The 12776-nt window shown below is 71.2% G+C and carries 7 protein-coding genes and 1 pseudogene; 2 read left to right on the top strand and 6 right to left on the bottom strand.

Annotation, left to right across the window (positions count from 1 at the left end; all coding sequences use genetic code 11):
• Position 1 precedes the first annotated feature (1 nt).
• On the bottom strand, positions 2 to 2011 hold the full coding sequence (ftsH, locus tag AC07EJ_RS10290) for an ATP-dependent zinc metalloprotease FtsH (RefSeq protein WP_478884042.1): 2010 nt from the start codon (positions 2009 to 2011) through the stop codon (positions 2 to 4).
• 176 nt (positions 2012 to 2187) lie between these two features.
• Between ftsH and yhfZ the strand changes: the two genes are divergently transcribed.
• Positions 2188 to 3132 carry a GntR family transcriptional regulator YhfZ gene (yhfZ, locus tag AC07EJ_RS10285; RefSeq protein ID WP_389488891.1) on the top strand — a complete coding sequence of 315 codons (945 nt, stop codon included), beginning with the start codon at positions 2188 to 2190 and terminating at the stop codon, positions 3130 to 3132.
• A 158-nt stretch (positions 3133 to 3290) separates the two neighbouring features.
• Positions 3291 to 4554 (top strand): annotated as a pseudogene (locus tag AC07EJ_RS10280) (phosphopentomutase).
• A 51-nt stretch (positions 4555 to 4605) separates the two neighbouring features.
• On the opposite strand, the gene ffh reads toward AC07EJ_RS10280, so the two are convergent.
• The 5 genes from ffh to nsdA all read right to left on the bottom strand — a co-directional run bounded on the left by ffh (position 4606) and on the right by nsdA (position 12307).
• A complete protein-coding gene (gene ffh, locus AC07EJ_RS10275) occupies positions 4606 to 6159 on the bottom strand; it encodes a signal recognition particle protein (protein ID WP_389488893.1) in 1554 nt (517 codons plus the stop codon).
• Positions 6160 to 6329: 170 nt separating this feature from the next.
• Positions 6330 to 8810 (bottom strand): [protein-PII] uridylyltransferase, encoded by a 2481-nt coding sequence (locus AC07EJ_RS10270; protein WP_389488907.1) that lies wholly within the window; start codon positions 8808 to 8810, stop codon positions 6330 to 6332.
• A 30-nt stretch (positions 8811 to 8840) separates the two neighbouring features.
• Positions 8841 to 9179, bottom strand: coding sequence for a P-II family nitrogen regulator (locus tag AC07EJ_RS10265; protein ID WP_116509391.1), 339 nt, complete (start codon positions 9177 to 9179; stop codon positions 8841 to 8843).
• Positions 9176 to 10531 carry an ammonium transporter gene (locus tag AC07EJ_RS10260; protein ID WP_389488895.1) on the bottom strand — a complete coding sequence of 452 codons (1356 nt, stop codon included), beginning with the start codon at positions 10529 to 10531 and terminating at the stop codon, positions 9176 to 9178. The genes AC07EJ_RS10265 and AC07EJ_RS10260 overlap by 4 nt, the downstream gene beginning before the upstream one ends.
• A 303-nt stretch (positions 10532 to 10834) precedes the next feature.
• Positions 10835 to 12307 (bottom strand): transcriptional repressor NsdA, encoded by a 1473-nt coding sequence (gene nsdA / locus AC07EJ_RS10255; protein WP_389488897.1) that lies wholly within the window; start codon positions 12305 to 12307, stop codon positions 10835 to 10837.
• Positions 12308 to 12776: the final 469 nt, after the last annotated feature.

Genomic DNA, 12776 nt, shown 5'->3' with positions numbered 1-12776 from the left:
GTCACCGGTCCGTCGCCGCCCCGGGGCCATCCATGTCCTGAGCGTCCTGACTCTCCCGCGCCTCATCGCCCTTGGTGAGGCGAACGACGCCGGCGACGCGGTAGGCCTCCGCCTCGTCGAGGGTCTCGTTCACGAGGAGCGCCGCGGCCAGGGCGTCCAACTGGCCGCGGTGGTCACGGAGTTTGGTGCAGGCCTCCTCGTAGCACTCGTCGACGATGCGGCGCATCTCGTGGTCGATGGTGTCGAGGGTGTGCGGCGCGGCGGAGAGCCCGTACGCCTGCTGGACGTCGCTCGGCAGGGCAGAGAGGCGGCCGATGCGGTCGCTCATGCCCCAGCGGGCGACCATGCCGCGCGCGATGTTGGTGACCTGTTCGAGGTCGTTCTCGGCGCCGGTGGTGACCACTCCGTATACGACGTGTTCGGCCGCCATGCCGCCGAGTGCGCCGATGATGCGGCCGCGCAGGTACTCCTCCGTGTAGGCGTACCGGTCGGCGTCGGGCGTGGAGAGGGTGACGCCGAGTGCGCGGCCGCGCGGCACGATGGTGATCTTGCGGACGGGGTCGGCGCCGGGCTGGAGCATGCCGAGCAGGGCGTGGCCGCTCTCGTGGTAGGCGGTGCGGCGGCGTTCCTCCTCCGGCATGACGAGGGGCCGTTCGGCGCCCAGTTGGACCTTTTCCAGGGCCTGGGAGAGGTCGGTCTGGGTGACGGTCTTCTGCCGGCGTTTGACGGCGAGGAGGGCGGCCTCGTTGGTGAGGTTGGCCAGGTCGGCGCCGGTCATGCCCGGGGTCGTGCGGGCGACCTGAAGCAGGTCCACGTCGGAGGCGAGCGGGATCTGCCGGGTGTGGATCTTGAGGATGGCTTCGCGGCCGCCGCGGTCGGGCGGGCTGACGGTCACGATGCGGTCGAAACGGCCGGGGCGGGTGAGGGCCGGATCCAGGACGTCGGCCCGGTTGGTGGCAGCGATGACGATGACGCCCTCGGATCCCGAGAAGCCGTCCATCTCGGTGAGGATCTGGTTGAGCGTCTGCTCGCGCTCGTCGTGGCCGCCCATGGCCGAGCCGCCGCCACGGGCCCGGCCGATGGTGTCGATCTCGTCGATGAAGATGATCGAGGGCGCCACCTTGCGGGCCTCGGCGAAGAGTTCCCGTACGCGCGAGGCGCCGACCCCGACGATCATCTCGATGAACTCGGAGGCGGACGCGGAGAAGAACGGGACCCCGGCCTCGCCCGCGACGGCCCTGGCCAGGAGGGTCTTGCCGGTTCCCGGCGGGCCCGACAGGAGAACGCCGCGGGGCATCTTCGCGCCCATCTCGCGGTAGTCGTCGGGGTTCTTGAGGAAGTCGACGACGTCGTTGAGCTCTCCCTCGACCTCGTCGATGCCGGCGACGTCGGCGAACGTGGTGCGTTTGGTGCCGGGCTGCAGTTCGACCGGCTTGGGCGGCTGTTTGCGCCCGAGCATGCCGCCGCCCATCCCGCCGCCCATGCCCTGCCGCATCCGCCGCGCGATGAAGATCCACAGCACGACGAGCAGGAACATCGGGGCGAGCGAGATGAGGAGGTTGGAGAGGAAGCTGCGCTCCTGGACGACCGGTGAGGCCGTCACGGTGACGTTGTGCTTCTCCAGGTTCGCCCAGAGGGCGTCGTCCGCGAAGGACGGCCGCTGCGTCTTGAACTTGGTGTAGTCCTTGCCCGCGCCCTCACTGCCGTCGGGGGTCGGCCGCTCCTTCTTGAGCTGACCCTGGATCGCGTCGCCCTTGGAGTAGATCTTGGTGACGTTGTTGTCGGCGACCTGCTTGCTGAACTCGGTGTACGAGATCGTCGGCTCGCCGCCCTGGTTGAAGAACGACAGCACGAGGTTGGCGATGAGGTAGACGACCAGGGCGGTGAGGACGAGGCCGCCCCAGCCGCCCGGCATCTTCTTCCTGGGCGGCTTCGCGGGCTGCGGAGGCGGCGCCCCCTCGGAGCGCCACGGCTGGTCGGTCCGGTCGCGCGGGGGTACGGGGTTGGCCACGCCTGCTCTCCTCCTGCCGGCACACCTGCGCCGCTTCCTGGTGACGCGCCTGATTCCTGGCGACACCTGCTTCTGGCGACACAACCGCGATACGCCTTGCCGTCACGCCTCCCGCCCATGACCGCACACATCCGGAAGCCTTGCCAGTATCCAGAATCCTGGTTACTGTCCGGGCCGTGAACGGTTTCGACGAGCGCTTCCTTACGCGCAACGGCCTCGCGGCCCGCCAGCTCGCGGTCCTGCTGCTCAACCACGAGCCCGACACGCGACTGCCCCGGGTCCGCGACTTCGCCGAGGAGCTGGGGTGCGGGAACGGCACGGTTCAGGCCGCCCTGCGACTCCTGGAGGAGTCGGGCGCCATCGAGACCGCCGCGCGCGGTCACCTCGGCACCTTCCTGGTCCGCTCCGAGCGCTCCGTACTGTGGCGCCTCTCCGGGCTCGGCACCCTGCTCGCCGCGATGCCCCTCCCCCACTCCCGCCGCTACGAGGGCCTGGCCACCGGCCTGCGTACCGCCTTCGAGGAGGCGGGCACCCCCTTCGCGATCACGTTCATGCGCGGGGCGGGCGCCCGGACCACGGCCCTGCTCGAAGGCAAGGTCGACCTCGTGGTGCTCTCGCGCTTCGCCGCCGACCGGCTGATCGAGGAGCACCCCGGTCAGCTCTCACTCGTCGCCGACCTGGGCCCGGCCACGTACGTAGGAGCGCATGGGCTACTGCTGCGCGAGGGCGCCTCGCTCGACGCGCCCGGCCTGCGGGTCGCCGTGGACCCCACCTCCGAGGACCAGCGGATGCTCGCCGAGCGCGCGTTCGCCGGGCGCAGCGACATCGAGTGGGTCGAGTCCTCGTACATGCAGCTGCGGGAACTGTTCGCGCAGAAAATGGCCGACGCCACCGTCTGGAACCTGGACGAGGTGCAGGGCCGGACAGGGATGGGCGGGGAGGTGCTGCCGCTGGGCGACGAGGTCACCCGCGATCTGTCCCTGCGCAACTCCAGCGCGGCGATCATCGGCAGGACCGAGGGCGCGAAGGCGCTCACCGCCGTACGGGACGCGGTCGACCTGTCGACGGTGACGGCACTGCAGGCCGAGGTGCTGCGGGGCGAGCGCGTGCCGTCGTACTGAACCGGCCGGGGTAGGGCTCGGCGGATTCGTCCGGCCCCTTCCCACCTCGATATCCAGAATCCTGATTATTGTCGAATTGATCAGTGGTACCCGGCGAGCCTGTCCTCCGGGTCGCCGCGCCTGACCGGCCTGTACGACGCGCAGGGAAGGGCCCTGTGATGGACAGGACCGTCATCGTCGTCGTCGACGGATTCGGTGTCGGTGCCATGCCGGACGCGGGGGCCCTGCGCCCCGGCGACCTGGCGGCGGACACCTGCGGGCATGTGCTCGACCGGTGCCGCGAGACGTTCGGCCGGCCGCTGCGGCTGCCCGCGCTCGGTGCCCTCGGGCTCGGCCTGGTGCACCCGCATCAGGACCTCGCGCGGCACACCCATCTGCCGGTCGCGGCGGGCCGGGCTCGGCTACCCCGGCGCGGACACGTACGCGGGTCACCGGACGATGATGGGCTCCGACTTCAGCCGGGTGACGGTGGCGCGGCTCGGCGACCACCTCGACGAGGTGACGGCGGCCCTGGAGGCCGCGGGCCACCGGGTCGAACTCCTCGACGGCAGACCCCTGTTGGCGGTCGACGGGGTCGTACTCGTGCACGACAACCTGGAGGCCGACCCCGGTATCAACTGGAACGCCTCCGGCCGCCTCGACGATCTGGGGTTCGACGGGATCCTCTCCGTCGCCCGCACGGTGCGCGCGGTGGCTCCCGTCGCGCGGGTGATCGCGGTGGGCGGCCACGCGAGCGGCCCGCTCACCGAGTTCGTACGCGAAGGGGACAGCGGCACCGTCGGGCTCGACACCCCGGCGAGCGGCTTCTACCGCAACGGCGGTCTCCAGGTGCGGCATCTCGGCGCGGGCCTCGACCACGCGCGGCAACTGCCGGACCTCGCGGCGCGGGCCGGGATCCCTGTCACGCTCGTCGGCAAGGCCGCGGACATCCTGGACTGCGACGACACGGTCCGGCGCCCGGCGGTGGCGACCGCGGACGTGCTCGCGCTCACGCTCGAAGCCGTCCGGGCCGAGGGGGACGCGCTGGTCGTGGCCAACGTGCAGGAGAGCGATCTGGCCGGGCACCAGCAGGACGTGGAGCGGTACGGGCACGTCCTGGAGCAGGCCGACGCGGGGCTCGCGGCGCTCGTCTCGCTGCTCGGCAGTGACGGCGACCGGCTGATCGTGACCGGTGACCACGGCAACGACCCGACGATCGGTCACGCCTTCCACACCCGGGAGTTCGTGCCGGTCCTGGTCCACCGCCCTGGTGCGGCCGGCGTCGAACTGCTGCCGGACGCGGGCAGCCTGGCCGACGTGGGCGCGACGGCCGCCGCCGCGCTCGGCCTCGATCCGGCGGGGCTCGCGAACGGCACGGAGATCAGTCAGGCGGTGGCGCGGGCCGCGCGACCCGCCCATGCGTCGCGACCCGCCCATGCGTAAGGGGCGCCCGCAACGGCGGGCGCCCCTTACGCATGTCCACGAAGTGGCCGGTCAGCCCATGAACTTCTTGAACTCGTCGGGCAGTTCGAAGTTCTTGTCCTGGTCGCCGGCGGGCAGGCCGAACGCGTTGCCGCTCTGGCCGGCGGCCTCGCGACGCTCGGCCTCCTCCTGCTCCTGCTGCTTGCGCTTCATCGGGTTGCCGGAGCGCTGCTTGCCCTTGGCCTGCTTCTGCTTCTTCTTCTGCCGGCCGGCGCCACCGCCCATGCCCGGCATCCCGGGCATCCCCGGCATGCCACCGCCCTGCGCCATGCGGGACATCATCTTGCGGGCCTCGAAGAACCGCTCGACGAGGTTCTTCACCGCGCTGACCTCGACGCCCGAACCGCGGGCGATACGGGCGCGGCGCGAGCCGTTGATGATCGTGGCGTCCGCGCGCTCGGCCGGGGTCATCGACTTGATGATGGCGGCCGTGCGGTCGACGTCGCGCTCGTCGAGGTTGTTGATCTGGTCCTTCATCTGCGCCATGCCGGGCAGCATCCCGAGCAGCTTGGAGATGGACCCCATCTTCCTGACCTGCTCCATCTGGGCCAGGAAATCGTCGAGCGTGAAGTCCTGGCCCTTCTTGGAGGCCAGCTTGGAGGCCATCTTCTCGGCCTCCTGCTGCGAGAAGGTCTGCTCGGCCTTCTCGATCAGCGTGAGCATGTCGCCCATGCCGAGGATGCGGGACGCCATACGGTCCGGGTGGAACGCGTCGAAGTCGTCCAGCTTCTCGCCGTTCGAGGCGAACATGACCTGGCGGCCGGTGACGTGCGCGATCGACAGGGCGGCACCACCGCGGGCGTCACCGTCGAGCTTGGAGAGCACCACGCCGTCGAAGCCGACGCCGTCGCGGAAGGCCTCGGCGGTGTTGACCGCGTCCTGACCGATCATGGCGTCGACGACGAAGAGGACCTCGTCGGGCGAGACGGCGTCGCGGATGTCCGCGGCCTGCTGCATCAGCTCCTGGTCGATACCCAGGCGACCGGCGGTGTCGACGATGACGACGTCATACTGCTTCTGCCGGGCGAACTCGACCGAGTCCTTGGCGACCTGGACCGGGTCGCCCACGCCGTTGCCCGGCTCGGGGGCGTAGATGCCGACGCCGGCGCGCTCGGCGACGACGGACAGCTGGTTCACCGCGTTCGGGCGCTGGAGGTCACAGGCGACGAGCAGCGGCGCGTGGCCCTGCCCCTTCAGCCAGTGGCCGAGCTTTCCGGCGAGGGTCGTCTTACCGGCACCCTGGAGACCCGCGAGCATGATCACGGTCGGCGGGTTCTTGGCGAACCGCAGGCGCCGGGTCTCGCCGCCGAGGATGCCGATGAGCTCCTCGTTGACGATCTTGATGACCTGCTGGGCGGGGTTCAGCGCCTGGGAGACCTCCGCGCCGGCCGCACGCTCCTTGACCTGCTTGATGAAGGCGCGGACGACGGGCAGGGCCACGTCCGCTTCGAGCAGGGCGATACGGATCTCGCGCGCCGTGGCGTCGATGTCCGCCTCGCTGAGGCGCCCCTTGCCGCGGAGGTTCTTGAATGTCGCTGCGAGGCGGTCGGAAAGAGTGTCGAACACGGCGGTCGCGAATCCTCGGGTTGAAGGGCGGGCGGACAGGTCGTCCTCCAGGGTATCCGGAGGTGTCCAGTGGGGTCTCCACCCCATTCGTACGAAGCCGTCCCGAGGCCGTAGGAAGTGCTCCCGGGGAGACCGGCGCCACGAAAGAGCCGGTCTCCCCGTCGGCCCCGCTACCCCCGCAGCGCCCCTTCCAGCGCGCCCGCCACCGCGGCCGCGTCCGCCGCGGGGAGCGGAGTCCCCTCGGCCCCCGTGACATAGAACGCGTCGACCGCGTTCGCCCCGAGGGTCGACACATGTGCGGACCGGACCCGTACGTCCGCCGTCTCCAGCGCCCGGCCGATGCGGTGCAGCAGGCCCGGTGCGTCCTGCGCCCGCACCTCGATCACCGTCGCGTGCCGCGAGGCGGCGGGGGCGACCGTCACCCGGGGCGGCGGCGCGACGGTGCCGCGCCGCCGCGGATAGGCGGCGTCCCGCTCGGCGAGCCGGGCGGCGATGTCCAGGGAGCCGTCCAGGGCCCGTACGAGATCCGCGCGCAGCCGTGCGGCCTGGGGCAGGGACCCGTATTCGGCGGCGACCCGCCAGTCGAGGAGCAGGACCGAGCCCGGCACCTGGGCGGGCAGGTCGAGGGCGCGAAGTTCCGCCGCGCGGACCGTGAGCCGGTGCATGGCGAGCACCCCGGCGACGGCGGGCAGGACGCCGGGCTGGTCGGGGACGGCGATGAGCAGTTCGACGCCGAGGGGCTCCGGATCGGCGGGCGCGGCCTCGGTGCCCTCCGCGTCCCGGTCGGCGGGGGCCTCCGTCTGCGCGCGCAGCGACAGCACCGGGCCGCCCGTGCGGAACGCCTCCACGGCCAGCCGCTCCTGCTCGGCCGTCGGCTCGGCCGCGGCGGGTCCTTCGCCGCCGTCGGGGTCCTCCCCCGCGAGGACGGCAGCGACCCGCTTGACCAGGTCGGTGACGAGCGACCCGCGCCACGTGGACCAGGCCGCGGGCCCGGTGGCGAGCGCGTCCGCCTCCGTCAGGGCATGCAGCAGTTCGAGCGTCCCCACGGACCCGACCGCGTCCGCGACGGCCCGCACCGTCGCCGGGTCGTCCAGGTCACGCCGCGTCGCCGTCTCGACGAGCAGCAGATGGTGGCGTACGAGCGTGGCGACGACGGCCACGTCCGCGCGGTCGAAGCCGATGCGCGCGGCCACGTCCTTGGCGATGATCTCGCCGGCCACGGAGTGGTCGCCGGGCCAGCCCTTGCCGATGTCGTGCAGCAGGGCGGCGACGAGCAGCAGGTCGGGGCGGCCGACGCGGCGCGTGAGTTCGGCGGCGCGCACCGCGGTCTCGACGAGGTGCCGGTCGACCGTCCAGGTGTGCACGGCGTTGCGCTGGGGCCTGCACCGCACCCGCTCCCAGTCGGGCAGCAACCGCGTGATCAGGCCCTCGGCCTCCAGTGCTTCCCAGACCTCGACGGTCGGCCGGCCCGCGCCGAGCAGCGTCACGAGCTGTTCGCGGGCCTCGGCGGGCCACGGGGTCGGCAGGGGGCGCGCGGCGGCGGCCATCCTGCGGACGGCGTGCAGGGACAGCGGCAGTCCGGCCTGGGCTGCGGCCGCGGCGGCGCGCAGCGGCAGCACCGGGTCGCGCTCGGGCCTGGCGGCACGGGCGAGGACCGCCTCGCCCTCCTGCTCGACGACGCCCTCGGCGAGCGGCGACCGCTCGGTGGCGGGCTTGCTCCCGCCGCCCAGCATGGCGCGCAGCCGCGGCCGCACGGCCCGCGACCTGAGCACGCGCCCGACCTCGCGCCAGGTCACGTCACTGGCGTACGACACGGTGCGCGCGGCCTCGTAGACCTGGCGGAGCAGGGTGTCGGCGTCGAGCAGGCCGAGTCCGGCGGCGACCTGGTCCTGTTCCTGGAGGGCGAGGCGGTCGGTGGCGCGGCCGGTGGCCAGGTGCAGGGCGTCCCGTACGTCGAGGAGTCTGCGCCGCGCGTCGGCGAGGCCTTCCCTGGGGGCGTCGGCGAGCCATGACGCGGCGACGGCGCGCAGCGCGGTGGCGTCCCTGAGGCCGCCCCTGGCCTCCTTGAGATCGGGTTCGAGCAGGTACTGCAGCTCGCCCTGGCGCTCGGCCCGTTCGTCGCACAGGTCGCGCAGTTCGGGCAGGCGCTTGGGCGCCTGGTTGCGCCAGTCGGCGAGTACGGCGGTGCGCAGGCCCGCCGTCAGACCGAGGTCGCCGGCGATGTGCCGGGCGTCGAGCAGGCCGAGCTGCACCTTGAGGTCCTCGCCCGCCGTCTTACGGGCCTCCACGGGCGTACGGACGGAGTGGTCGAGGGCGAGCCCCAGGTCCCACACGGGGTACCAGACGCGGTCCGCGAGGGAGGCGATGGCACCCGGCCCTGCGCTGCCGTCGTGCAGGAGCAGCAGGTCGAGGTCGCTGCGCGGGGACAGCTCGCCGCGTCCGTAGCCGCCGACGGCGACGAGGGACACCCCTGTCAGCTCGCGCGCCCCGGCGGTGAACAGTTCGGCGAGCCAGCCGTCGGTCAGCTCGGCGAGCGCCGAACGGCGCGGCGGCCCGGACTGCGCCTCCCCCTGAAGGAGGCGCAGCCGGGCCGCCGCGTAGCCGCTGGGTGCTGAATCGTCGTCGTCCGATTTTCCGGTCTGCACATGCACACTCGTCACCCAGCGACTCCTCTGTTCTCTTTACAGCGCGTCCGGCCCGCGCTCACCGGTGCGGACCCTGACGGCGGTCTCCACCGGGACGGCCCAGACCTTGCCGTCCCCGATCTTGCCGGTCCTGGCGGCCTTGACCACGACATCGATGAGCTGTTCGGCGTCGTCGTCCTCGACGAGGACCTCTATGCGGATCTTCGGTACGAGGTCGACGGTGTACTCGGCGCCGCGGTAGACCTCGGTGTGGCCGCGCTGGCGGCCGTAGCCGCTGGCCTCGGTGACGGTCAGGCCCTGGACGCCGAAGGCCTGGAGGGCTTCCTTGATCTCGTCGAGCCGGTGCGGCTTGACGACCGCCGTGATGAGCTTCATGCGTCCACCTTCTTGGTCTGCGCTGCCGACTCGGCGACGAGTCCGGGGCCCGCCGCGGCCGAGCGGGGGGCCGTGCCGCCACCCGCGCCGCTGAAGTCGTACGCCGTCTCGGCGTGTTCGACCTGGTCGATGCCGGAGACCTCGTCGTCCTCGCTGACCCGCATGCCGATCGTCTTGTCGATCAGGAAGGCGAGGATCGCGGAGGCGACGAGCGAGTACGCGAGGACCGCGCCGACACCCGCGAGCTGCTTCCACAGCTGGGTCAGGCCGCCGCCGTAGAAGAGGCCCTGTGCGTCGGACTGGCCGCCGCCGGTGGCGAAGAAGCCGATGAGGAGCGAGCCGATGACACCGCCGACGAGGTGGACGCCGACGACGTCGAGCGAGTCGTCGTAGCCGAACTTGTACTTGAGGCCGACGGCCATGGCGCACAGGACACCCGCGACAGCGCCGATGGCGATCGCGCCGAGCGGCGAGCAGGAGCCGCCGGACGGGGTGATCGCGACGAGACCGGCGACCGCGCCGGAGGCGGCGCCCAGGGTGGTGAACGCGCCGTGCCGGATCTTCTCGTAGATCAGCCAGGCGAGCATGGCGGCGGCGGTGGCGACCTGGGTGTTGACGAACATCAGCGCGCCGACGCCGTCGTCGTTGCCGAGCCACGAGCCCGCGTTGAAGCCGAACCAGCCGAACCACAGCAGACCGGCGCCGAGCATCACGAGCGGCAGCGAGTGGGGCCGCATCGGGTCCTTCTTGAAGCCGACGCGCTTGCCGATCACGAGGATCACACCGAGAGCGGCCGCACCCGCGTTGATGTGGACCGCGGTGCCGCCGGCGAAGTCGATGACCCCGAGGTCGAACGCCCAGCCACCGGTGCCCCAGACCCAGTGCGCGACGGGGAAGTACACGAGCGTCGCCCACAGGGTGATGAACAGCGCCCAGGCGCTGAACTTCACGCGGTCGGCGAGCGCGCCACTTATCAGGGCGGGCGTGATGATCGCGAACATCAGCTGGAACACGGCGAAGACGTAGACCGGGATGGTGTAGCCGTCCCACAGCTGCGTCAGGCCGATGCCGCTGAGCCCGACGTAGTCCGAGGACCAGCCGATCAGGCTGCCGTGGTCAGTGCCGAAGGCGGCGGAGAAGCCGTAGAGGACCCACAGGATCGTGACGATCCCGAGGCTGATGAAGCTCATCATCAGCATGTTCAGGGTGGACTTGACGCGGACCATGCCTCCGTAGAAGAAGGCGAGTCCCGGCGTCATGATCATCACCAGGGCGGAACAGATCAGCATGAACCCTGTGTTGGCGGCAGACAGCGTGGGCGTGTCTGCGGCAAGCGTGATGCCTGGGGGCATCGGCGTCTCCTCGTCGTTGGTACGGCCCCGTGCGGGCGAAGCCTGTGCGGTCAAGAGGGGTGGGCCGGTTATGCGCCATGAGAATGGTGCAGCGCCGTTTCCGTGGACGCCCCTCGATGTTTCGCCGCAGTGACGAAGAGGTCGTGCGTGTTACGCGTCAATGAACTGCCTGATACCGGGTGAGGCGGTCGTTATCGTGACGCAACCAACAAAGACCGGCCGCGGCGGCCATCCGGTTGACCTGGCAATGGGGGAGCCGAGTCGGGCAGTCCGGGAGGGCCGGCCGCGGCCGGGGACAAGGGTTCAGACCGCTTCGGCGGTCTCCGGCAGGTGGATGGCGAGCTGGTCGGTGAGGTGCGTGACCTCGGCGACGTCCCCGAACTCACGGACCGCGGTGTCCACGGTCTTGCGGATACGGGTGTTGACCCGCTCGGAGCGCACCTTCTTGGCGATGATCATGGCCTGCTCGGCGAGCACCGTGGACTGCTCGGGCTCGCGCTGGAGCAGGTGAACGGTGGCCATCCCGATCAGGTTCAGCGCGTACGACCGCTGGTGCTCGGAGTCCTTCTCGAAGAGCTCGACGGCGCGCTGCATCAGGGGCTCGGACATCGAGGCGTACGTGGGGCTGCGGCCGGCCACATAGGCGAGGTCGCGGTAGGAGTGGGAGTTCTCCCCGTGCAGCTCGGCCTCGGAGAAGAAGCGGATCCAGTCGGGGTCCGGGTCGTCCCAGTCGTCGGCGTCGTGGAAGTTCTCCTCGGCCATCCGGACGGCCCGCTTACACTTGCCGGGCTGCCCGATGTTCGCGTACGCGCGGGCCTCCATCGCATACAGCATGGCCTGCGTGCGCGGGCTGGCGCAGTCGCGGCTGCCGTACTGCGCGAGGTGGATGAGCTCCAGCGCGTCGTCGGGCCGGCCGAGGTGGATCATCTGCCGGCTCATGCTGGACAGGACGTACGAGCCGAGCGGCTTGTCGCCGGCTTCCTTGGCCGCGTGCAGCGCGAGGACGAAGTATTTCTGGGCGGTGGGCTGGAGGCCCACGTCGTAGCTCATCCAGCCCGCCAGCTCGGCCAGCTCGGCCGCCACCTTGAAGAGCCGCTTCGTGGTGGCTTCGGGCTGGGGCTCCTGGAGCAGGTCGGTCACCTCGTGCAGCTGGCCGACGACGGCCTTGCGGCGCAGCCCGCCGCCGCACTGGGCGTCCCACTGACGGAACATGACCGTCGTGGACTCCAGGAGGTCGAGCTCGGGCTTCGAGAGCCGGTTCCCGCGGCGCAGGGACGCCGGGTCGGGCTCCACCGCCGGCGTCCCGGGCGTGGGCACGAGCCAGCGCTGCATGGGCTCGATCAGCGCGGGTCCCGCGGAGAGCGCCAGGGCGCTGCCGAGGAATCCGCGGCGCGCCAGCATCAGGTCGCTGCGGGAGAACTCGCCGATCAGCGCCACCGTCTGCGGGCCCGTCCACGGCAGGTCGACGCCGGACACGGAGGGCGACTGGTGCGCGGCGCGCAGGCCGAGGTCCTCGACCGCCACGACGCAGCCGAAGCGCTCGGAGAACAGCTCGGAAAGGATCCGCGGGATCGGCTCGCGCGGATTCTCACCGTCGAGCCAGCGGCGCACGCGCGAGGTGTCCGTGGAGATGTGATTGGCGCCCAACTGCCGCGCCCTGCGGTTCACTTGGCGCGCCAGCTCACCCTTGGACCAGCCACTGCGCAGGAACCACGAGCTCAGCAGCTCATTGGGGCGCTTCTCAGCGTTCGTCACGCTTCCGTCGCTGCCGCCCACTGGAACGCCCCCATCCCTGAAGCCACCTCTTCGCCACCCCGCTGCTGCGCGGTGCGATGTGCGTCAAGCCCTACCAGCATGCCGTCAACTACGGCCGCCCGTCCGGTGGTTGTCACTCCTCGAACAGGAAACCGACTTGCCTCCGGCATACCCAAGAGTGCGTACATCTCAGGGGCTTGTGTACTGAAAGTAATCCTACGATCACCCCTCCGGCCATGGCGAACCCGGAAACGCCACCATTCGCCACCCCTTCGAATGAACTAGGGGAGCGCCGCACACGATTCACTTGACATAGGACGGCCGAAAGTGGGCGGAGCGGTGTACGCCGGGGCGTGCGGCACCGGGCGCACCACCCCCCGGAACAACAGAGCGCCGCCCCGAGCCGGCGGGTCACGGCCCTGTGGAAGCAGAGGGTCACGATCCGATTCCGTCTCGTAACCACCGGTGCGCAGGACCCGTTGGAGGGGGC

The organism is Streptomyces sp. NPDC045026 (genome assembly GCF_056432625.1).
The sequence above is the reverse complement of the archived record's forward strand: the minus strand, read 5'-3'. Positions and strand labels throughout refer to the sequence as shown.

Bases quoted from the DNA above. Each gene is read 5' to 3' on its own strand.
- AC07EJ_RS10265 (WP_116509391.1), bottom strand. From the start codon at position 9,179: ATGAAGCTCATCACGGCGGTCGTCAAGCCGCACCGGCTCGACGAGATC.
- AC07EJ_RS10260 (WP_389488895.1), bottom strand. From the start codon at position 10,531: ATGCCCCCAGGCATCACGCTTGCCGCAGACACGCCCACGCTGTCTGCC.